The 20,779-nt window shown below is 42.4% G+C and carries 22 protein-coding genes and 1 riboswitch; of the genes, 19 read left to right on the top strand and 3 right to left on the bottom strand.

Annotated features, from left to right (window positions below):
* Nucleotides 1-132 precede the first annotated feature (132 nt).
* The 17 genes from nagA (at nucleotide 133) to B0I26_RS03370 (ending at nucleotide 14,922) form a co-directional block, all read left to right on the top strand.
* A complete protein-coding gene (nagA, locus tag B0I26_RS03445; RefSeq protein WP_111644073.1) occupies nucleotides 133-1,326 on the top strand; it encodes an N-acetylglucosamine-6-phosphate deacetylase in 1,194 nt (397 codons plus the stop codon).
* Nucleotides 1,327-1,426: 100 nt separating this feature from the next.
* The gene (locus tag B0I26_RS18180) at nucleotides 1,427-1,588 is read left to right on the top strand and encodes a hypothetical protein (protein WP_181502676.1); all 162 of its coding nucleotides are present in this window, start codon (nucleotides 1,427-1,429) and stop codon (nucleotides 1,586-1,588) included.
* 125 nt (nucleotides 1,589-1,713) lie between these two features.
* Nucleotides 1,714-1,929: riboswitch (cobalamin riboswitch) on the top strand.
* A gap of 154 nt (nucleotides 1,930-2,083) precedes the next feature.
* A complete protein-coding gene (locus B0I26_RS03440; RefSeq protein WP_111644072.1) occupies nucleotides 2,084-3,067 on the top strand; it encodes an ABC transporter substrate-binding protein in 984 nt (327 codons plus the stop codon).
* On the top strand, nucleotides 3,033-4,094 hold the full coding sequence (locus tag B0I26_RS03435) for a FecCD family ABC transporter permease (protein ID WP_111644071.1): 1,062 nt from the start codon (nucleotides 3,033-3,035) through the stop codon (nucleotides 4,092-4,094). Before B0I26_RS03440 ends, B0I26_RS03435 begins: the two co-directional genes overlap by 35 nt.
* Nucleotides 4,091-5,578 carry an adenosylcobinamide amidohydrolase gene (locus tag B0I26_RS03430; RefSeq protein ID WP_111644070.1) on the top strand — a complete coding sequence of 496 codons (1,488 nt, stop codon included), beginning with the start codon at nucleotides 4,091-4,093 and terminating at the stop codon, nucleotides 5,576-5,578. The genes B0I26_RS03435 and B0I26_RS03430 overlap by 4 nt, the downstream gene beginning before the upstream one ends.
* Nucleotides 5,578-6,540 (top strand): adenosylcobinamide-phosphate synthase CbiB, encoded by a 963-nt coding sequence (gene cbiB, locus B0I26_RS03425; protein ID WP_111644320.1) that lies wholly within the window; start codon nucleotides 5,578-5,580, stop codon nucleotides 6,538-6,540. The genes B0I26_RS03430 and cbiB overlap by 1 nt, the downstream gene beginning before the upstream one ends.
* Nucleotides 6,515-7,585 carry a threonine-phosphate decarboxylase CobD gene (cobD, locus tag B0I26_RS03420; RefSeq protein ID WP_111644069.1) on the top strand — a complete coding sequence of 357 codons (1,071 nt, stop codon included), beginning with the start codon at nucleotides 6,515-6,517 and terminating at the stop codon, nucleotides 7,583-7,585. The genes cbiB and cobD overlap by 26 nt, the downstream gene beginning before the upstream one ends.
* The gene (locus B0I26_RS03415) at nucleotides 7,582-8,142 is read left to right on the top strand and encodes a bifunctional adenosylcobinamide kinase/adenosylcobinamide-phosphate guanylyltransferase (RefSeq protein WP_111644068.1); all 561 of its coding nucleotides are present in this window, start codon (nucleotides 7,582-7,584) and stop codon (nucleotides 8,140-8,142) included. The genes cobD and B0I26_RS03415 overlap by 4 nt, the downstream gene beginning before the upstream one ends.
* Complete coding sequence (locus tag B0I26_RS03410; RefSeq protein WP_111644067.1) at nucleotides 8,139-8,927, top strand: adenosylcobinamide-GDP ribazoletransferase; 789 nt, start codon at nucleotides 8,139-8,141, stop codon at nucleotides 8,925-8,927. The genes B0I26_RS03415 and B0I26_RS03410 overlap by 4 nt, the downstream gene beginning before the upstream one ends.
* Complete coding sequence (locus B0I26_RS03405; protein WP_342767116.1) at nucleotides 8,879-9,538, top strand: histidine phosphatase family protein; 660 nt, start codon at nucleotides 8,879-8,881, stop codon at nucleotides 9,536-9,538. The genes B0I26_RS03410 and B0I26_RS03405 overlap by 49 nt, the downstream gene beginning before the upstream one ends.
* Nucleotides 9,472-9,906, top strand: a complete 435-nt coding sequence (locus B0I26_RS03400; RefSeq protein ID WP_111644066.1) for a bifunctional adenosylcobinamide kinase/adenosylcobinamide-phosphate guanylyltransferase — start codon at nucleotides 9,472-9,474, stop codon at nucleotides 9,904-9,906. Before B0I26_RS03405 ends, B0I26_RS03400 begins: the two co-directional genes overlap by 67 nt.
* Before the next feature lie 15 nt (nucleotides 9,907-9,921).
* A complete protein-coding gene (locus B0I26_RS03395; RefSeq protein ID WP_111644065.1) occupies nucleotides 9,922-10,494 on the top strand; it encodes a cob(I)yrinic acid a,c-diamide adenosyltransferase in 573 nt (190 codons plus the stop codon).
* Between the two features lie 31 nt (nucleotides 10,495-10,525).
* Nucleotides 10,526-11,242, top strand: coding sequence for an AIR synthase related protein (locus tag B0I26_RS03390; RefSeq protein WP_111644064.1), 717 nt, complete (start codon nucleotides 10,526-10,528; stop codon nucleotides 11,240-11,242).
* Between the two features lie 130 nt (nucleotides 11,243-11,372).
* Complete coding sequence (gene sigX, locus B0I26_RS03385; protein ID WP_111644063.1) at nucleotides 11,373-11,921, top strand: RNA polymerase sigma factor SigX; 549 nt, start codon at nucleotides 11,373-11,375, stop codon at nucleotides 11,919-11,921.
* Nucleotides 11,899-13,032 carry a GerMN domain-containing protein gene (locus tag B0I26_RS03380; RefSeq protein WP_111644062.1) on the top strand — a complete coding sequence of 378 codons (1,134 nt, stop codon included), beginning with the start codon at nucleotides 11,899-11,901 and terminating at the stop codon, nucleotides 13,030-13,032. Before sigX ends, B0I26_RS03380 begins: the two co-directional genes overlap by 23 nt.
* A 353-nt stretch (nucleotides 13,033-13,385) precedes the next feature.
* A complete protein-coding gene (locus tag B0I26_RS03375; RefSeq protein WP_111644061.1) occupies nucleotides 13,386-14,198 on the top strand; it encodes a histidinol-phosphatase in 813 nt (270 codons plus the stop codon).
* Nucleotides 14,199-14,592: 394 nt separating this feature from the next.
* Nucleotides 14,593-14,922 carry an antibiotic biosynthesis monooxygenase family protein gene (locus B0I26_RS03370; RefSeq protein WP_111644318.1) on the top strand — a complete coding sequence of 110 codons (330 nt, stop codon included), beginning with the start codon at nucleotides 14,593-14,595 and terminating at the stop codon, nucleotides 14,920-14,922.
* Between the two features lie 215 nt (nucleotides 14,923-15,137).
* Here the strand turns inward: B0I26_RS03370 and serA are convergent, their stop codons facing one another.
* The 3 genes from serA to B0I26_RS03355 all read right to left on the bottom strand — a co-directional run bounded on the left by serA (nucleotide 15,138) and on the right by B0I26_RS03355 (nucleotide 17,989).
* Nucleotides 15,138-16,712, bottom strand: a complete 1,575-nt coding sequence (gene serA, locus B0I26_RS03365; protein ID WP_111644060.1) for a phosphoglycerate dehydrogenase — start codon at nucleotides 16,710-16,712, stop codon at nucleotides 15,138-15,140.
* Between the two features lie 255 nt (nucleotides 16,713-16,967).
* Nucleotides 16,968-17,468 carry an inorganic diphosphatase gene (locus B0I26_RS03360; protein WP_111644059.1) on the bottom strand — a complete coding sequence of 167 codons (501 nt, stop codon included), beginning with the start codon at nucleotides 17,466-17,468 and terminating at the stop codon, nucleotides 16,968-16,970.
* 272 nt (nucleotides 17,469-17,740) lie between these two features.
* A complete protein-coding gene (locus B0I26_RS03355) occupies nucleotides 17,741-17,989 on the bottom strand; it encodes a ferredoxin (protein WP_111644058.1) in 249 nt (82 codons plus the stop codon).
* Nucleotides 17,990-18,246: 257 nt separating this feature from the next.
* On the opposite strand from B0I26_RS03355, the gene B0I26_RS03350 reads away from it, so the two are divergent.
* Nucleotides 18,247-19,302 (top strand): YpbB family protein, encoded by a 1,056-nt coding sequence (locus B0I26_RS03350; RefSeq protein WP_111644057.1) that lies wholly within the window; start codon nucleotides 18,247-18,249, stop codon nucleotides 19,300-19,302.
* Entirely contained in the window at nucleotides 19,292-20,770 is a 1,479-nt protein-coding gene (locus B0I26_RS03345) for a RecQ family ATP-dependent DNA helicase (RefSeq protein ID WP_111644056.1), read from the top strand. Before B0I26_RS03350 ends, B0I26_RS03345 begins: the two co-directional genes overlap by 11 nt.
* The last annotated feature ends 9 nt before the right edge of the window (nucleotides 20,771-20,779 follow it).

The raw sequence follows: 20,779 nt of genomic DNA, 5'->3' as shown, positions 1-20,779 counted from the left end.
ATTTATCACTTTGGGTTGTGGGGTCTGACGCTTTGCTTAAGGTCAGTCTCTTTGTATTGTGGAGGTTTTTTAGTAGTAGTTTATATAATGTTATGATATTTGCAAAAAAGATTTCTATAAGGTGCAAAAATAATGAAAACAAAGCGGATACTTGTTACCAATGCCACAGTTTACTTAGAAAATAAAACGATTGATAAAGGTTACGTGCTAATAGAAAACGGCAAAATTTTAGACATTGGTTCTATTCAATCACTGCCTCGATTACATGATGATATGGAGATTGTTGAACTTGATGAAAGCTATAAACTGGTTCCTGGTTTCATCGACCTTCATATTCACGGCGCTGCCGGAGCAGATACAATGGATGCCACTTTGCAAGCGCTAAAAACGATGGCGAAAATCTTGCCGCAAGAAGGAACAACTAGTTTTCTCGCAACGACGATGACAACTTCTCTGGAAGACATTGAGAAAGCGTTAAAAAATGCAGCCAATTACATTCAACATGAAAACAGCTTTGGAGAAGCCGAACTGCTCGGAGTTCATCTTGAAGGGCCGTTTATTTCACCGGAAAGAGCCGGAGCGCAACATCCGGGGCATATTATGGCTCCTGATATCGAACTTTTTAAAAAGTGGCAGGAGATCGCCGCTGGTTCTATTCGGCTTGTAACGTTGGCACCGGAACAAGAGAACGGTTTGGAATTAACACAATATTTAAGAGACAGCGGCGTTGTTGCTTCCATAGGGCACTCTGATGCAACATATAAGGAAGTCGTTGCGGCAATCGCGGCCGGAATTACTCACGCTACTCATCTTTTTAACGGCATGCGCGGCATTCATCATCGCGAACCGGGAGTAGCCGGAGCGGTGCTTATGCATGATGAAGTAAAGTGTGAAATGATTGCAGATGGCATTCACGTAGGACCGGAAATGGTGCGTTTTGCTTACTGCAACAAGGGGGCAGACGGCATCGTTTTAATTACCGACGCGATGCGCGCCAAATATCTCGGTGCAGGAACATATGATTTAGGCGACCAAGAAGTCACTGTTGATGGCGAAAGAGCCATATTGAAAGATGGAACGCTGGCAGGAAGCGTTTTAAAGCTAAAAGATGCCATGAAAAATATGATGTCTTTCACAGGATGCTCACTTGAAGATGTTATTCGCATGGCTGCTTGGAATCCAGCAAAACAATTGCAGCTTCTTGACCGAAAAGGAAGCATTCAAAAGGGGAAAGATGCCGATCTCGTCGTCCTTGATGAGGAATATGATGTTGTTATGACGTTTTGCCGTGGGAAATTAGCTTATTCCAAATGGGAGTCTTTATGAAACTTTTGTTAGATTGCACTGCTTCTGATTTTCACCATATGAATGGGAAACAAATGAACCTCTCCCACCGACACGTTGTTTAGAGGTGGGAGACTTCTCGGTGAACATGTTAAAACAATCGATAAAAACGTCAGAAGGAAGAGTAATTGTTTCAGAAGTCATTGGAGCGAACGAAGCCGGTAAACAACTAACTATATGTTATTGTTTATCGGTTTTTATTATTCTATTTGAGAAGTGGAAATTTCATAAAAGGGTGGCGTGAAGCCGAAACATATCATTCTGTTGCTGTTTATGTAACGGATGAAAAACAAAATGATTTTCTTATTGTCAAACCTCATAAGTTGCTTTAATATAATAACTGTAATTGTTCGACAATTTCATACAATTGCATACGATGGTCAAAAAGGTGTCGAACGAGCCAGTGCGCTTTAGTAGGCTTAATAGGGAATCTGGTGAAATTCCAGAACTGTCCCCGCAACTGTAAATGCTGACGAAATGAAGTAACCACTGTGCGGTGCGATGGCAGCAGCTGTTACCCGCATGGGAAGGTTCAGAGTAGGATGAAGCATGAGTCAGTAGACCTGCCTTTTTGCCTAGCGTGTTTCCTATCTTCGGGGAGTGAGATAGTGAAACGGTAGGAGAATACTTCTGCATAAGGGGTATTTTTGCATATTTTGCCGTTTCCAACTCATTCCAAAACCGGAATGGGTTTTTTTGTTGTCTATACAAAAAATATAATATCAGGGAGAGAAGAAGAATGAAACCGTTGAAACACTATTTGTTGCTCGTTGTTTTCTTGTTGACGTTCGGCTTAGTCGTCGGATGCGGCAACGAAAACGTGAGTAACAAGCAAACGGAACAAGATACGAAGCAAGAAACAAAAACAGAAGAAGCAGCGTTTCCGGTGACGCTGACAGACGGTTTAGGAGAGAAAGTGACCATTGAAGCCGAGCCGAAAAAAATCGTTTCGTTAATCCCAAGCAATACAGAAATTGCCTATGAGCTAGGATTAGGAGAGAAGATCGTTGGTGTCTCAGATTTCGATAATTATCCAGAGGATGTAAAAAATAAAGAAAAAATTGGTGACTTGATGAATCCTAATATCGAGAAGATTATCTCCTTGCAACCTGATCTAGTGTTGGCTCATGCTTCAGGAGAAAATCAACAAAAAGAGGGTTGGCAGCAATTAAAAGATGCAGGTATTACAGTACTAGTTGTTCCAAATGCAAAAAAGTTTGAAGATGTATATAAATCGATTGAATTGATTGGAAAAGCAACGGGAACAGCGAAAAAAGCAGAAGAGATCATTAAAAACATGAAAACAAAGCTTGCTGATATTCAAGAAAAGGCAAAAGCGATTAAAGAAGAAGAAAAAGTGACTGTTTGGGTAGAAGTATCGCCTGTGCCAGAACTTTATACGGCCGGTAAAGGAACATTTATTCATGACATGCTGGAAATGATTTCGGCGAAAAATGCAGCGGGAGATCAGGAAGGATGGCCGATGTATACAGAAGAAAAAGCAGTCGCTTTAAATCCGGATGTCATTGTGACAACATATGGCTATTACGTACAAAATGCGGCTGAACAAGTAATGGCGCGTCCAGCCTGGAAAGATGTACCTGCCGTGAAAAATAAACGTGTATATGATATTCATAGTGATTTGGTGGATCGTCCAGGTCCGCGCCTTGTTGAAGGAGTAGAGGAACTTGCAAAAGCCGTTTATCCGGAAGTCTTTAAGTAATTCAACAGCAAGCCTTTATGCGATTGCCATCGCGATCGCTTGCTTGTCCATTTTGCTCGGGATATCGATAGGAGCTCTATCGATTCCCTTTTCTTCTATTATCCGCATTTTTCTTCATGCATGGTTTGGAATGCCGCTGGGTGGGGACATTTCGCAAAATCTTGTCCAAGTGGTGATGATGATTCGGCTGCCGCGTGTCATATTGGCGTTCTTTGTTGGTGCGTCATTAGCACTCGCAGGCGCAGCTTTTCAAGGATTGCTGAAAAATGTGCTTGCTGATCCATATACGTTAGGAGTATCTTCAGGTGCTTCCGTCGGTGCGGTGTTTGTATTATTTTTTGGAATTCAGCTACCGCTTATCGGCGAGTTTACATTGCCGACGGTAAGTATTATCACGGGGCTTTGTACATTATTTCTCGTTCTTGCCTTTGCAAGAGCAGTGGAAAAAAAGATGTCCATTGAAACCATTATTTTAACGGGAATTATTTTCAGCGCGTTTTTCAGCTCTCTCATTTCCCTAATGATCGCCTTAACTGGGGAAGAGCTGCGGCAAATTATTTCGTGGCTGTTGGGAAGCGTCTCCATGCGTGGCTGGGATTATATTATGATGATGTTTCCATTTTTGGTGATGGGCTCATTGCTTCTTTTCATGAATAGCCGTGAATTAAACGCGTTTGCTTTTGGTGAGTCAGCAGCAGCGAATATTGGAGTAGATGTCGCGAAACGAAAACTGATGATTTTGACAGGAGCCTCATTGCTTACCGGAGCGGCTGTTGCCGTGTCAGGAACTATCGGCTTTGTTGGTTTAGTTGTTCCCCATATTACTAGAATCATATGCGGGGCGAATCATCGCCGCCTATTGCCGTTATCGTTTTTGTATGGCGGGGCCTTTCTTGTATTAGCTGATTTGCTCGCGAGAACGATTATTTCTCCGCGTGAATTGCCGATTGGCGTGATTACATCATTGATTGGCGCGCCAATTTTCGCATTTCTTTATTTTAAAAGGATGAAAAGAAAGGCGGGATGAGCATGTTGCGGTTAGAGAATGTCTCATATAGTTACGGCAGTGAGGTTGTGCTAAAAGATCTTACATTTTCTGTTCATAAAGGAGAATTATTTGGGATTCTAGGGCCGAATGGAAGCGGAAAAACAACTTTGCTGAAATTATTAAGCAGAGAATTATCACCGCAAGCTGGAACGATTTCACTCAATGGAAAAGCACTTTCCTTTTATAATCAAAAAGAGTTTGCGCGTCTTGTTGCCGTGTTGCCGCAAACGGTCGAGATGTCTTTCGGTTATACGGTAAAAGAAACGGCTGAGCTTGGGCGCTATGCTTACCAATCATCATTGTTTCCGAAATGGACGGAGGAAGATGAGAAAGCGGTAACGGAAGCGCTGAGGCAGGTAGATTTATGGGAAAAACGTGATAAATACGTTGATAGTTTAAGCGGCGGCGAACGGCAGCGGACGTATTTGGCAAGAGCACTTGTACAAGAGCCGGAAGTGCTGCTATTGGACGAACCGACCAACCATATGGATATTGCCCATCAGATGAATTTGCTTAATGCATTAAAAAGGTGGACAAAAGAAAAAAAGTTGACGGTGATTGCGATTTTTCATGATATTAATCTTGCCAGCTTATATTGTGATCGCATCCTTTTACTTCATAATGGAGAAATGATTGGAGTCAATAAGCCGCGCCATCTTGTTGATGAACGAATCTTGCAGAAAGTGTTCCAAACTTCAGTGAAACGGCAAGAACATCCTGTTGTTCCGAAGCCGCTTATTACGTTTCTCCCGAATATAGAAGCTTTTGGAGAGCATTGCGGGGATATTCGCGATAAAGTCACAGTGACAGCCAATGATGAAATGATTGCCATCAAAACGATGCACCCGTTTAAAGTGTTTTCTTCCGCACTTGTCGGAGCAGGGTTTCAATGGGCGACCCGCTTTGTGAACCGTCATGTTCCGAAAGATTATCGCTGTGATGATGCTTGTGAAGAAATGAAACAATATTTGCGCATGCATGACTTTGATATTCACCGTACGATTGGCATGATGACGGCCGTTCGTTTGGAAGATGCTGCTTATGTACATATGAAAACGGAGTGCTTCTCTTTGTTTACCGTCGTAACGGCGGGAGTAGGAAACGCCGTTGATATTTCCAAGGCGTGGGAGCGGGAAATGCTCACGCAAGGGCCGGGAACGATTAACATGATGATTTTTATCGACGGTCATTTAACAGATGCCGCCTATGCCCAGGCAATGATGACGGCAACGGAAGCGAAAGTGAAAGCGTTATTTGATGAACAAATCATCGATCCGGAAACGGCTACACCGGCGACAGGGACATCAACTGACAGCATTGCCATTGCCGCCACGCAAAAAGGTCATTATTTTGAATATGCCGGAACGATTACGCCAATTGGGAAAGCCATTGGGCGTTCTGTGTATGAAGCAACAAGACAGGCGCTTCAAAAATATAGGGAGCGAAGAAGGGAATATCAATGATGGAACATCTGCTGGCGATCATCATCGCCGTCATTCTTGATTACTTTATCGGTGATCCGCGCTGGCTGCCCCATCCTGTCCGGGGAATGGGAATGCTTATTTCCTATTTGGATCGCCGCTTCAATGATGGAGAGTATCGAAAATTAAACGGGATATTGACGCTATTCATCGTCTGTCTTGTTGCTTATGCGGTTAGTTTTACCTTCATTCATATGAGCTATCAGCTTTCAACGGTATTGGGGATTATCGTAGAAAGCATTGTCATCTTTACAACGATTGCAACAAAAAGTTTAAAAGATGCTGCCTATGAAGTGTATATCCCGCTTAAGCAAGGCGATTTAGTCAGCGCCAGAAAGCAGTTAAGCATGATTGTCGGCAGGGATACGGAACAATTAGACGAAGGAGAAGTGGTGCGCGGCTGTGTGGAAACCGTTGCCGAAAATATAAGCGACGGCATTACTGCTCCGCTTTTTTTCGCTCTCATTGGCGGCGGAACGTTTGCGTTTGTTTATCGGGCAGTGAACACATGTGATGCCATGCTCGGTTATAAAAATGAAACATATATCGATTTCGGCTGGGCTTCGGCGCGTTTTGACGATCTATTAAACTTTTTACCTGCACGAATCACCGCGTTTATGATAATATTTGCCAATGTGAAGCTGAGCCCTTTTTCTTTAAAGCAATGTCTAAAACTTCTTTTTCGCGATGCAAAAAAACATCCAAGCCCCAACAGCGGCTGGGGGGAAGCGGCAATGGCGGCCCTTTTAGGTGTGCAGCTTGGCGGAGTCAATACATATAAAGGTGTTGTATCTGTACGGCCAAAGCTTGGTGAGCCGCTTGTGAATTTGCGAAAAGAACATATTTGTGATGCTGTAAACGTCATGGTTCGTACGGTGGTGGCCTTTATTGTGCTGCTTTGTTTAGGGGGGATATTGATTGAATTTGCCGTCACATGGAGCTAATCCGCATCTTTTATACAAAAGCCTTCGCCTTGAACAGCCTGAACGCTCGGTTGATTTTAGTGTCAACACAAATCCATATCAGCTGCAACTGGAGCAAATTCCTTCACAAGAGGAGTTTTACCAATGGATGCTGGAATATCCTGACCCGGATTCGTCTGAACTAACGAATCATTTAGCTAAAATAGAGAAGGTTAGCAAAGAGCAAATTTTAATCGGCAACGGTGCTTCGCAATGTATTTACCTGCTTGCCCAATTATTTTCCGGGAAAAGAGCGGGAATGATCGAGCCGACCTTTTCTGAATATCGCGCAGCCTGTATCGCTAACGGCTGCAAGGTGAGTGCGATTTATACAACAGAAGAGTGCGGTTGGAAATGTGATCTTCATGAAATTGAAAATGATTTAAAAGATATTGATATTTTATTTTTATGTCAGCCGAATAATCCGACAGGAACGGCGCTATCGCAAGAAGAATTATATCATGTGCTCCAAATAGCGGAAAATGCCGGCACGTATGTGATTATTGATGAGGCGTTTTATCATTTTTGGCTCGATGGATTTTCGGCCGTTCAATGGCTGCAGCAGTTTCCGCATGTGATTGTGCTGCGTTCTTTAACGAAAATGTATCATTTGGCGGGAGTACGCGTCGGTTATGTGGTTGCTGATGAACATATTATTCAGCAACTAAAAGCGATACAGCCGCCATGGAGTGTCAATCGGGTGGCGCAGCAATTCAGCTTGCGTTTATTACAAATGACTTCCTTTGTCGAGAAAACAAAACAGAAAATCGCCGAGGAGCGGGAAAGGGTCACGAAAATACTGCAAAATGCCGGCTATTATGTGTCTCCGTCTGTCGTGAATTTTTACTTGCTTCGAAAGCCAGGGCAGCAAACCGAACAGCTTATGCACGATATGCTCAAAGCTGGTTTCGTTCCGAGGCATACGTATAATTTCTATGGGCTTGAGGGAAAGTATTTGCGCTTAGCGGTGCGAACAAAAGACGAGAATGAGCGTTTATTACATTTTTTAGTAAGGTGGAAGCAATGATTGTTTTTATTAGCGGGGGTGTCAGAAGCGGAAAAACGCATATGGCGGAACAATGTGTGCAACAAATCGTTTCGGAAAATGATGAAGCACACTATATCGCTACTGCGAAAATAACGGATGAAGAAATGAAACGACGAATCATTCGTCATCAACACGAACGAAGCCTTCATCCTCTTTCGTGGAAGACGTGGGAGCAGCCTGAAAAGCTGCATACGATTGTCAATCGCTTCGGCAAGAATGACGTAATTTTATTAGACTGTTTAACGAACCTGCTGGCAAATGAATTATTTGCGGATGAGTTTTGGCATCAGGAAGATTCGTGCTTGAAAAAGGCAAAGAGTATATATGAAGCGATTCGAATATTAGGAAAAAACAGTAAAGCACTTGTGGTTGTTTCCAATGAAGTATTTTATAACGGGGTTCCCGAAGATGTCGGTACATACCACTTTATGAAAATGTTAGGCTGGCTGCATCAACAAATTGTCGCTTTGGCGGACAAAGCGATTCTTGTGCAAAACGGTGTACCGTTCCTAAAGAAAGAGGGGACAAAGGAATGAACAATATCATTGGTGGACTGCTTTTATCGTTGCAGCTGTTAACGACGCTTCCGATTCGCAAAACGGTACAATGGAATAAGCATAGTGCGCGTTGGTCCGTGCGCTTTTTTCCGCTTGTCGGCGGATTGCTCGGTGGATTACTGGCCGCTCAATATTGGCTGTTTGCTCATTATACTTCTGTCTCTGCACTTTTTCTTTCGCTTTGGCTCCTGTTTTTCCCGGTTCTTTTTTCCGGCGGCCTACATTTAGACGGTTGGATGGATTGCAGTGACGCCTTTTTTTCTTACCGTGACCAAAAGCGGAGACAGGAAATTATGAGCGATTCGCGCGTTGGTGCGTTCGCGGTCATTTCCGTTATTTTTCTTCTATCCTTTCGCTTTTTGTTTATATATGAAACGATAATGAGCGGTATGGAACTTACTTTTCTCTTACTAATTCCATTTTTATCGCGCAGCTTTATGTCTCTCTTGTTAATTCAAGGGCGGTTGGCAAAGCCAAACGGGATGGCGGCTGCGTTTCGTGAACATGTTAACACTGTAGATGGATGGATCATTGCTGCCGTTTTGCTTGTTATTCCCTTTTGTTTGATAGTTTTCGATATCGATCAACTATTTTCTATAAGTCTATTAGTTGTTAGTGCGTTTATTTGTTTGATTTGGTCGCAATCGTTTTATAAAAAACAGTTTGGCGGCATCACCGGAGATACGCTTGGCGCGTTTGTGGAAGGTGTTGAGACATGGCTGTGGTTTACGATATGGCTATTACGCTGCTTCGGCACGGTTTAACGAAGGAAAATGAACAAAAACAATACATTGGCTCGCTGGATGTGCCGTTGTCAAAGGGCGGTATGAAACAGTTAAAAGAGCTGGCTGCACTTTCATATCCAAAAGCGGATTTATTTGTTACAAGCGATTTAAAACGCTGTCAGCAGACATATGAACTTCTTTTTCCAAGTACATCTTCTCCACTCTTCGTAATGAATGAATGGCGTGAAATTCATTTTGGAGATTGGGAAGGGAAAACGTATGATGAATTAAAAATGCTGCCGGAGTACCAACAATGGTTAACGCAGCCATTTGGTATTGCGCCGCCGAATGGTGAAAGCTTTTTGCAGTTTCAAGCGAGAGTGGAGAAAGGCTTGTGGAAAGTGATGGAGCTATTTTCTACTTTTCACGTCCGGCACATTGCGGTCGTCACACACGGCGGACCGATTCGCTATATTCTTGAACGGTATGCCCCCGTTGAACGTTCATTTTGGGATTGGCACGTTCCATTTGGCTGTGGCTTTACACTATATAGTACATTGGAGCGGTGGAGGGAGCGCAAAAGATGCATTTTATTGTCGGTGGTGCCTTTCAAGGAAAACGAAAATGGGTTAAAGAATATTATCAATTAAATGACGGTCAAGGGCATATTTGGTGCAATGGCTATGAAACGGAATTTTTCTTGCCTCATCATAAAATGACGCGGTCCGTTATTGTTTTTGAAGGATTGGAAATGTTCATTCGCCGAACGCTTCATACAGGCGTCATGTCATGCCGCAATGAATGGCGAGAGGCTTTTCGCTTATGGCAGCACTGGGAAAATGAAGAAGCGGAAAGGAGAGTGATATGGATCGGCTGCGAAATTGGTCAAGGAATTGTTCCAATCAATGAAGAGGAACGGAATTGGCGCGATGTGACAGGCTGGTGTTATCAGGAATTAGTAAAGATGTGCGATCGGGTAGACCGCGTTTGGTGCGGATTAGCAGAACGAATGAAGTAAAAGGGGGATTGGAAAATGAGATTATATACACGGACAGGTGACAAAGGGAAAACGAGCATGATCGGTGGAAGAGTCGATAAAGATCATTTGCGTGTTGAGGCATACGGGACGCTCGATGAAGTCAATTCATTTGTCGGTCAGGCGATGACACTGCTGACTGATGAACGCTTTCAAGATATTTATGCGGAGCTGCAAAAAATTCAACATGAATTGTTTGATTGCGGCGGTGATTTAGCGATTGTCAATAACAAACTGCCTTACAAAGTGACAAGCGAGATGGTCACGTTTTTAGAACAACGAATCGATGAGTATATTAAACAGGCTCCGCCGCTTGAAAAATTTATTTTACCGGGCGGTTCGCCAGCAGCGGCGGCGATTCATGTCGCGCGGACGGTAACAAGACGGGCGGAACGTTGCATCGTGTCATTAAGTAAAGCCGAACCGATCAATGAAATTGTCCTACAGTATGTGAATCGTCTATCCGATTACTTTTTTGCCGTTGCCCGTGTGATTAATGCGCGCTTAGGGGTTAAAGATGTCGAATACGAAAGAAGCGCCATTGTGTTTCGTGATAAAGAGGAGAGATAAAATATGACAAATTACAGCGGGAAGATGCCACATGCGTGATGTTTTATTTTTGCCTCTCGATAGCGAAGAAGAGCTGGTGATTGCTACAGATTGTTCCGGCGGTATCGGCTTAAAGGAAGCGGATGTAGTAAAAGTTCCATATGAAATCGTCAGCTATTATGGCGCAAGGGTAGCCCTGATGGAACTGATGAGCGTTGGTGCCGTTCCGATTGCCTTTGTATTACAGAATTTTGTCGGTGATAAGGAATGGAAACGGCTTCTCAAAGGGATTGACCAAGCGTTTGAGGAACTTCATTTATCAATTCCTATTACTGGAAGTACGGAATCGAACATTCCGATGATTCAGTCGGCTGTCAGCTTTACAGCGATTGGAAAAGTCAGTAAAGAAAATAAACGCATCGGCATCACTCCTCCGCAGGCGAAATTCGCTGTGATTGGGGAGCCTTTAGTCGGCGATGAAGTGGTGAAGCGTCAAGAGCGGGTATTGCCGCTGCCGTTATTTCAACGGTTATTAACTTTACCCGGTATTTACGAAATCGTTCCGATCGGTTCAAAAGGAATTTTTCATGAGCTGAAAGGGCTGATGGAGATCAACGGTTTTGCGCATCAGGAAGTTTTCTGTTCCCTTCCGCTCTTTGCCTCATCAGGTCCGGCAACAGCTGTACTGATAAGCTATTGCCCGGAGGCTGAAGGAGAGATTAAAGAAACAGCCGGTAACTACTTTTTTTTAATCAATTTAAAAAACTAACAAAAGAAATAGACGAAAGGAAGAATATACGATGATATTCTTCCTTTTTTTATATAAAAAGATTAAAGTAAAAGTATGTAACAAAACTGGGTAAATGAACGACCAATATAAAAGAACGGGAGGGGAGCGAATGGACACCGTTTTTGATGAACTGTATGAGAAATATCATCAAGACATCTTTAATTTTTTATTTTATATGGTGAAAAACCGTGAACAGGCGGAAGACCTTGTTCAGGAAGTATATATAAAAGTATTGCGCTCCTATAAGCATTTTGAAGGCAAAAGCAGCGAGAAGACATGGTTGTTTTCGATTGCAAAGCATGTGGCGATTGATTTTTTTCGCAAACAAAAAAGCTGGCGGGCAAGAATCATTGAAAAGTTTGACTGGGGAACACGCCAACTGCAGGATCCTGCCCCCTTGCCGGAGGAAATTGCGATTCAAAATGAAGATGTACAGCTGATGTATCGCTGTTTAGATAAATGCACAATAGATCAGCGTTTAGTCATTGTATTGCGCTTCATTCAATCGCTGTCGATTGCCGAAACAGCTGAAGCGCTCGGATGGACGGAGAGCAAAGTGAAAACAACGCAGCATCGTGCATTAAAATTGCTAAAGGCAGAGATGGAAGCAGAAGCAGCGAAGGGAGGAATGCGCCGTGAGAAGATTCGAGTGGAATGAGAAGCAAATGGAACAGCTATTACAGCAAATGCCTCATATTGCCGATGAACGTTCAAAAGAAGCCGTCTATGAACATTTGTCGGCAAAGTTACAAAAGAAGCGGATAAAAGCTTGGGGTATTCCATCGATGGCTTCTGCAGCAGCTCTCTTTCTTTTTATCGTTCTTGGTTCATCGTTTATTGCAAGGCATGAAGTCGAAGAAAAAGCGGGCGAAAACGCAGAGAAACGTGCGATTGTGATGGAAATGCCGGCAAGCGAACAGGAAGAGAAAGCCGTTAGCGAACAATCGGCAGTCATTCCATCGCGGGTTGTCAGCAGCACAAGCTGGCAAGAGCAAAATGTTGTCGTGTTTGGCATCCCAGATCTACATGCGCAACATGTCATTCCTGTAAGCATATTGGTTGATAAGGATAAAAAGTCTTATAGTGAACAGTTTGAACAAGCAAAAACCGTTTTAAAAGAAGCTGAGTGGGGCTTATCGGAAAGTTTGTTAGACCCGCTGACCATTGTCCAGTCCAATGAAAACGGACGATTAACCGTTCGCATACCAGGTGATCATTCTGTGTTTAGAAGCGGAACAGCTGGCGAAGTGATGTTTTTGGACAGCATTGAAGAAACGTTTCGTTGGAAGGGAATAAAAGAAGTTGTTTTTTCTACGGATGGCAAAAAGGGAATTCAACTTTCACATACCGGCAGGCTCGATTCATTAACGGTTGATCAAACAAAACGAGGCTATTTTCTGTATCAGCTCGATGCAGCTCACCCGGTTTTTTTAACACCAACGACTGAGTCGTTTGCTGATATACAATCCGCATTAGATAAAATGGATGATCCGGCAGATTCGCTGCTTCAACCGGCGATTCCGAAAAACGTTAAAATCGAGGCGGTTCGCGTGAATGGAGATGAAGTGACTGTTCAATTTTCAAACACGTCACAGCTTGAGAATATCCCGGAAGTTCTTTGGATGCTTGAAGCGATTTTGCTTACAGCGAAAGAGTTTGGATTTAAGTCGGTCATGTTTACAGGTGGAAATGTGAAGCAAATTGGGCCTTATACGTTTAATATAAAAATTGGCGTTCCATTGGCACCTAATCCAATGCCGTTAAATTAATTAAGGAGATGACCGAAAAGCGTCTGACCTCATGACCTAACGCTATGTACGATATATTTCGGTTGTGGGGTCTGATGCTTTGCTTAAGAAATTGTAAAAATTCGACTTGATATGTTCTAATTATTTTGTTTTTCACATAAGACATATATGGTGAAAAAGACAGAAGGAGGGAAGACGGATGGAAGACATTATGAAGCGTTTGCTTGTTGTAGCGGGTATGGCGGTGTGTATCCGTTTATTGTTTTTAGTCGGCATGACCCATTAAAAATTTAGAAAATTCGTTAACCTCATTGTCCTCTTATGAAAAAGTAGGATATAATAAGGAAAATTACAGTATAGTAGGAGGCACTGATATGTTAACGGATTACCACAATCATTTAGAACGAGGAACATTAACGCTTGATTATTTGAAACGGTTTACGGATGAAGCAGAGCGAAAGGGAATTCAGCATTTTGGTATTTCTGAACATGCCTATCATTTTTATCAAACGAAAAATATTTTGTCAAATCCGTGGGTCGATGAACGAAGATATTATGATATGGACGATTACGTTAAGCTATTTCATGAGGCGTGGGATGCGGGAATTGATGTGAAAATGTCGATTGAAATGGATTATACGCCTGGCAAGCATAAAGAAATGGAAGAGTTTATTAAATCATATGAATTTGACTATGTTATCGGTTCCATTCATTGGGTGGATGACTTTGGAATTGACTTGGCAGAATACCGAAAAGAGTGGGAACGGCGAGATTTATACGATACATACCGCAAATATTTTGATCAAGTTGTAACATTGGCTGAATCGAATTTATTTGATATTATCGGTCATTTAGATTTAGTAAAAATTTTTAAATACATTCCGCAAGATGAGGAATTTTTACTGGAGCAGTACGAACGGGCCGCTGCGGCGCTGGCGAACTCAAAAACGTGTGTTGAAATCAGCACGGCAGGACTGCGAAAACCAATTGGTGAATTGTATCCAGATAAGAGACTATTGCAAATGTGCTTTGACAGAGGGGTGCCGATCGTATTATCGTCTGATGCCCATGTTCCGGAGCATGTAGGAGCGGATTATGACAAAGCGATCGAACTGGCAAGAAGTGTTGGCTATACAGAAATTATGACGTTTGAAAAAGGAGAACGAAAAGCAGTCCCTCTTGGGTAAAAAGAAAAGCGGAAGCGCCGCGATTAGCTCTTGAAGCCAAATGTTCTTCACCCGCAGAAGTGCTTGACACTTCAAGGGGGAAGGTTATTTGGCACAAAGAGCAAGGCGCTGGAGCTAGACAAAAAGAAAAGCGGAAGCGCCGCGATTAGCTCTTGAAGCCAAATGTTCTTCACCCGCAGAAGTGCTTGACACTTCAAGGGGGAAGGTTATTTGGCACAAAGAGCAAGGCGCTGGAGCTAGACAAAAAGAAAAGCGGAAGCGCCGCGATTAGCTCTTGAAGCCAAATGTTCTTCACCCGCAGAAGTGCTTGACACTTCAAGGGGGAAGGTTATTTGGCACAAAGAGCAAGGCGTCGAAGCTAGACAAAAAGAAAAGCGGAAGAACCGAGGTAACTATGAGTACAATTGCAAAAACTCCACAACCGCCTTATTATGCTGTCATTTTTACATCTGAGCGGACAGAAGGAGATAATGGATACGAAAAAATGGCGGATAAGATGGTAGAGTTAGCTTCTAAACAACAAGGTTTTTTAGGGGTAGAAAGCGTTCGTGACCAAAACGGAATAGGTATTACAGTTTCTTATTGGGAGTCCTTAGAAGCCATTCAGAATTGGAAAGATAACGCAATGCATAAAGTTGCACAAGAAAAGGGAAAAACAGAATGGTACAAACGATTCGGATTGAGAGTCTGTAAGGTAGAACGTGATAATTTCTTTGAGAAATAAATCCCCTAAAAACGTATTTTGGAGCTTTTTTAGAATGTAAGTTTAGCAGTATGAAAAACGCTCGGAATGAAAAATCCGAGCGTTTTTCTTTATGATTTATATTGTTTTTTGTGTTAAATATATTGCTTACTTGCCGTTTAACATTTTCCTTTCATGAAGTGGATCCATTAGAATGGTCTACCGCTTCTTTTTCTATCATTCTAGTTCAATTTCGTTTATACTTCGATCTTTTTCACTACCTCAATATCTGCAACTTCGGACAGTTTTTCAACGATCGAATCGTCTAATGGCTTATCAAGCGACAGCATCATGATTGCTTTTCCGCCGGCAGCTTGACGTCCTACCTGCATGGTTGCAATGTTCACTTGATGATCACCCAAAATTTTTCCAACTTGTCCAATCATCCCCGGTTTATCTTGATGTTGAATGTATAAAAGATGACCTTCTGGAGCAAAATCAATCGCAAAACCGTTAAAATGGACGATGCGGTCCCCATAATTTGGAATATGTGTGCCTTTAATCGTAAATGTTTGCTTTTCTCCATAAACGGTTAAGGAAATCGAGTTCGCATAGCCTTCAGAGTTCGTCGAGAATTTTTCACCAAAGATGATACCGCGCTCTTTGGCGATCATCGCCGCGTTTACTTCATTTACGGTCGAAGCAACGCGCGGTTTTAAAAAGCCGGCAAGCAAGCTGCGTGTAATAAAGGTTGTTTCCAAATCGGCAACGGTTCCAGAGTAAGTAATGGCGATTTCCTGCACAGGCTCGACCATGTATTGTGAAGCGACCGTACCCATTTTTTTCGCTAAATTATAGAATGATTGAATCTTTTCATAAACCTCTTTTGATAATGTTGGCAGATTAATAGAGGACGTAACTGGTTTTCCTTCTAAAAATTTCAATACTTCTTCTGCCACTTGAGTGGCCACATTTAATTGAGCCTCGATCGTTGACGCCCCCAGGTGCGGTGTAACAATGACATTATCAAACGCAAGAAGCGGATGGTCACCAGGCGGTTCTTGCTCGAATACGTCAAGAGCAGCACCGGCAACATGACCGCTTTTAAGGAACTCTGCTAACGCCTGCTCGTCAATAATGCCGCCGCGTGCACAGTTCACAAGGTAAACGCCTTTTTTTGTTTTTGCTAAATTTTTCGGGCCCAGCAATCCTTTTGTTTCTTTTGTTAAAGGGGTATGTACCGTAATAATATCGGAAACGGATAACAATTCATCGAGCGTGCAAGGCTCTACTCCGATTTTTTCCGCTCTTGCTTTTGTTAAAAACGGATCATATACATGAACTTTCATTCCAAAAGCACGCGCGCGTTTTGCTACTTCCGAACCGATTCGGCCAAAGCCGATAATTCCTAAATGTTTTCCGTATAATTCGCTGCCGACAAATGCGGAACGATTCCATTCCCGTGACTTCACGGAAACATGTGCTTGGGGAATATGGCGCACAAGCGCAGCAATCATCGCAAATGTATGCTCTGCCGTGGAAATCGTATTGCCGTTAGGAGCATTGATGACAACGACTCCATATTTTGTTGCCGCATCTACGTCAATGTTGTCAACACCGACTCCAGCCCGGCCGACGATTTTTAAGTTTTTCATTTTAGCCAGCAGCTCTTCTGTTACTTTTGTCGCGCTTCGTACAAGCAAGGCATCAAACTGATCAAGAGATTCTTCCACTTCAGCAACTTTTTTTTGCACGACTTCAATATGTTCTGCGTTTAATAGAGGGGCTAATCCTTCTTCGCTGATGGAATCAGATACTAAAATCCGGAACACGGTGATAACTCCTTTCTTAAATGTATATTTTTTAAATTTCTGATAATTTATCATACGAAAAAAAGGCTGTCAATGAGCTGAGAAGAAGTCATACAAATGTAAGCGTTTTTATCTTAAATGTTCGGAAATTGCTGTATGAAAACAAAAGAGGCGACCTGAAGCAAAGTGTCAGACCACATTACACAATATAATATACATTGTGAAATGGACATGAGGTCAGACACTTTTATAGGTCAACCCCTTTTTATCAGCTTATTATTTCTTTTGTGCGTTATAGCGGGCGATACACTCATCAATTAATTTAGCAGCCGCTTCTGGACCTTCCCATGTGCCGATTTCTGTTTTCTTGCCTTCAAGGTCTTTATAGCGCTCGAAGAAGTGCGCGATTTCTTTTAATTTATGTTGTGGTAAGTCTTCGATGCTGCGAATTTCATCGAAGCGTGGGTCTTCCACTGGAACACCGATTAATTTTGCATCTTCTTCGCCGCCGTCGATCATATTTAAGTAGCCGATGACGCGCGTATCGATAACGCAGCCAGGGAATGTAGGATTTGTCACAATAACTAAAATGTCAAGCGGATCGCCATCTAGCGCAAGCGTATTTTGTAAGTAGCCGTACTCAGCCGGATAAAACATTGGCGAGAACAGGACACGGTCTAATTTAAAAATGCCGCGCTCTTTGTCAAACTCATACTTGTTTTGACTGCCAGTAGGAATTTCAATAAATGCTTCTACTATTTTGTTTTCAAAAGCCATCGACAATTTCCTCCTTAATAGGTATGTATGCTTTTATTATAGAATATGAGAGAACGAGTAGCAACAATTGACAAGAAACTCTTTCATTCAAGATTTTATCCAACAAGAGGCGGGTAAAAACTTGTGGCACTGTTCGATGCAGGGAAACGGCAGATAGCTGTATAATGATAAAGAGGCTGACCCGAAAGCAAAGTGTCAACCCCACAACACAATAATATACATTGTGAAAGGAACGTGAGGTTACACACTTATGAGTCAGCCCTTTTTTCTTCTTATTCGAATTTATTAGGATCTCCATCGAATGGCTCGTCAGCAACTTTAATAGAGTCTGTTGGACAGCCTTCAAATGCATCCATCATATCGTCGATTAAGATTTCTGGGACTTCTACGATACCTTGGTTGTCGTCAAGCGTTACGTAAGCAATGCCTTCATCATCATAGTCATAAATATCTGGAGCAGCAGCACCGCAAGCTCCACACGCGATACAGGTTTCTTTGTCAACAATCGTATACTTTGGCATACAAAAAACCTCCTGAGTTCGATTTTACGGTATTAGTTAATAGATCCTGCTAACGAGGATATGTAAGTTGGAAACGTATTCCTCATAGTATAATAATAAAACTGTTCCAATAACTTTTCAATAGAAAAGTCCATTGAGAATGCTTATCATGCTAAGGGTTGCCCATTTTTATGTATACTTATACATGAAAACGCCCGACAGATTTTGCTACAATAGAATCAGTGATTCGACAAGTTTTTTAGGGGGAAAAAGCGAGATTGAACTATTTACATTGTATTGTTTTATATTGTTTGCGCCAATTTCGCGGTGAACGATCCTTATCGGCTATTTATCACTTGCTTAAGGGGAAAAAGTCATCGCAGACATTGCAGGACAGTAAATGGTTTCAATTAGAATTTTTGTTTGGTGTATTAAAAGATGTGAAGAAAAAGGACGTAAATAAAACGTTTCAGCAATTGCAGGAGAAACGTTTCATAGAGTGCATCAATGAGAAGCACTATCAGCTGACAGATCTGGGAAATAAATGCCTTGATGACTGGTTGACACGTCTGCCGTTTCCTTCTTATTTAAACGGGCTTAAATACTATCAACAAACAGCGCCATTTTGGTATCGTCTTTCCCTTGTCATCCAAACATTATCCAACCTGCTTCATAGGCGGAAGTTTGAACCAATTCACCGCCATGAGGAAACACTTGCATGGGTTAAGCGTTATCTTCTTTCGAAAAAACAAATACACGACTTAGGAAAAAGGCTTTATCGTGAATTAATTGCGATTCTGTCTGCTTTTTCTGATGAAGAAGCCGAAATGTTTGTCTTGCGTTTGACAAGCTATGAACGAATTGGCTGGACAAATGAGCAAATTGCGGTCTTTTTCAACAGGGATCCCATCTATGTTCAGCTTGTTTTTCAGCATATGTTGCATTATATGATAGCCCGGGTAGAAAAGGATAGAAATCGCTTCCCTGTTTTATATGAGCTGCTAAGTGACCTTTATGTGCCTATCCCTTTAACGATGTCGACAAGAAAAACGTATGAATGGCTGCAAAAAGGAAAAAGCATCGAGCAAATTGCGCGAATTCGCAAGTTAAAACGAAGCACCATTGAAGACCATCTTGTCGAAATTGCCGCCAATATAAGTGATTTTTCGCTTGAGCCGTTTGTTGAGCAGCAAACGATCGAAAAAATTAAACAAACAGCCGCTCGATTGCAAACCAATCAGCTGAAGAAAATGAAAGAAGCACTAGGAACAGCAGTGAGCTATTTTGAAATTCGCCTCGTGCTTGCGAAAGTCGGTGGGAAACGTGAAACTTGAAACGATATTAAAAGAAAAGTTTGGTCATTCTTCCTTTCGAACAGGACAGCGTAACATTATTGAAGATGTTTTAAATGGAAACGATGTTATTGCGATGCTGCCGACAGGCGGCGGAAAATCGCTTTGCTATCAGCTCCCGGGATACTTGCTTTCCGGCAGTGTGCTGATTATTTCTCCGCTCGTTTCGTTAATGGAAGATCAAGTACAGCAAATGCGCAATCGCGGTGAAAAACGAGTGATCGCCCTTAATAGTTTTTTGTCTGCTCATGAAAAAAAAGAGGCGCTTGCGCATTTAAACGTTTACCGCTTTATTTATGCTTCCCCGGAAATATTACAGTCGCCCAAACTGCTCAACGCTTTATTGAAGGTGAACGTATCCTTGTTTGTCGTCGATGAGGCACATTGTATTTCGCAGTGGGGACATGATTTCCGTCCGGATTTTTTAAAGCTTGGGCAAATTCGCCAGCGCCTCGGCAATCCGCCATGTTTGGCGCTGACAGCGACAGCAACGGCGGAAGTCATTGAGGATATCGCCGCTTCTCTTAAAATGCGCAATGTAAAAAAACATTTGTATTCCATTGACCGTCCAAACATTGCGATCAAGGTGGAAACGACGGAGTTTTTACAAGAAAAAATCGAGAAGCTGCTTTTTTATGCGAAGTCTTTGCAAGGCCCGGGCATCATTTATTTTTCAAGCCGGCAGTGGACAGAAAAAGCGGCCAATCTGCTTAGAGAAAACGGTTTGAACAAAACGGCATATTACCACGGAGGCATGGATGCTGAACAGCGAATGCTCATTCAACAGCAGTTTTTGCACGATCAATTAAATATTGTCTGCTGCACAAACGCTTTTGGAATGGGAGTAAATAAAGCCAATATCCGTTTTGTCATTCATTTTCATCTTCCCGCTCAGATGGAATCGTACGTACAAGAAATCGGCAGAGCCGGCCGCGATGGAAAGGATAGTGTAGCGATATTATTGTATACCAATGGCGATGAGGACATGGTACAATCTCTTATGGAGATGGAATTGCCGACAAGAGAACAGGTCGAACAATTATGTAATCGGCTATCTATGAATCTATCGAAAAGCGAGTTGGAAGCATATGCGCTCGACCGTATTGGGCTGACCGAAGTGCAATGGCGGTTAATGGACTATTTATTGGAACATTATTCAGCAGCAGGATGCGCTGATACAACAGATTTATGCTGTCAGTTCATGAAGAAAATCGAAAGCCGCAAACAATTAAAACAACAAAAATTGAGAGCGATGCTGCGGTGGATTTTTCATGCTCATTGCCGGAGAGAACAAATTTTGTCCTATTTTGCGGAAGAGTTGACAGAAAAACCTGAAGCGTGCTGCGATATATGCGGATTCGATATAAACCGTTACTTTTCAAACAGCCGTTTGCAGCGAAAGACGGCGGCGTTCGATTGGCACGACGAATTAAAAAGAATTTTCTTTTGAAATGAGGAC

Source organism: Paranoxybacillus vitaminiphilus, from assembly GCF_003259935.1.
In the GTDB taxonomy this organism is placed as follows: domain Bacteria; phylum Bacillota; class Bacilli; order Bacillales; family Anoxybacillaceae; genus Paranoxybacillus; species Paranoxybacillus vitaminiphilus.
The sequence above is the reverse complement of the archived record's forward strand: the minus strand, read 5'-3'. Positions and strand labels throughout refer to the sequence as shown.

Bases quoted from the DNA above. Each gene is read 5' to 3' on its own strand.
- nagA (WP_111644073.1), top strand. From the start codon at position 133: ATGAAAACAAAGCGGATACTTGTTACCAATGCCACAGTTTACTTAGAA.
- B0I26_RS03440 (WP_111644072.1), top strand. From the start codon at position 2,084: ATGAAACCGTTGAAACACTATTTGTTGCTCGTTGTTTTCTTGTTGACG.
- B0I26_RS03430 (WP_111644070.1), top strand. From the start codon at position 4,091: ATGAGCATGTTGCGGTTAGAGAATGTCTCATATAGTTACGGCAGTGAG.
- cbiB (WP_111644320.1), top strand. From the start codon at position 5,578: ATGGAACATCTGCTGGCGATCATCATCGCCGTCATTCTTGATTACTTT.
- B0I26_RS03415 (WP_111644068.1), top strand. From the start codon at position 7,582: ATGATTGTTTTTATTAGCGGGGGTGTCAGAAGCGGAAAAACGCATATG.
- B0I26_RS03410 (WP_111644067.1), top strand. From the start codon at position 8,139: ATGAACAATATCATTGGTGGACTGCTTTTATCGTTGCAGCTGTTAACG.
- B0I26_RS03405 (WP_342767116.1), top strand. From the start codon at position 8,879: ATGGCTGTGGTTTACGATATGGCTATTACGCTGCTTCGGCACGGTTTA.
- B0I26_RS03400 (WP_111644066.1), top strand. From the start codon at position 9,472: ATGCATTTTATTGTCGGTGGTGCCTTTCAAGGAAAACGAAAATGGGTT.
- B0I26_RS03395 (WP_111644065.1), top strand. From the start codon at position 9,922: ATGAGATTATATACACGGACAGGTGACAAAGGGAAAACGAGCATGATC.
- B0I26_RS03390 (WP_111644064.1), top strand. From the start codon at position 10,526: ATGCGTGATGTTTTATTTTTGCCTCTCGATAGCGAAGAAGAGCTGGTG.
- sigX (WP_111644063.1), top strand. From the start codon at position 11,373: ATGGACACCGTTTTTGATGAACTGTATGAGAAATATCATCAAGACATC.
- B0I26_RS03375 (WP_111644061.1), top strand. From the start codon at position 13,386: ATGTTAACGGATTACCACAATCATTTAGAACGAGGAACATTAACGCTT.
- B0I26_RS03370 (WP_111644318.1), top strand. From the start codon at position 14,593: ATGAGTACAATTGCAAAAACTCCACAACCGCCTTATTATGCTGTCATT.
- B0I26_RS03360 (WP_111644059.1), bottom strand. From the start codon at position 17,468: ATGGCTTTTGAAAACAAAATAGTAGAAGCATTTATTGAAATTCCTACT.
- B0I26_RS03355 (WP_111644058.1), bottom strand. From the start codon at position 17,989: ATGCCAAAGTATACGATTGTTGACAAAGAAACCTGTATCGCGTGTGGA.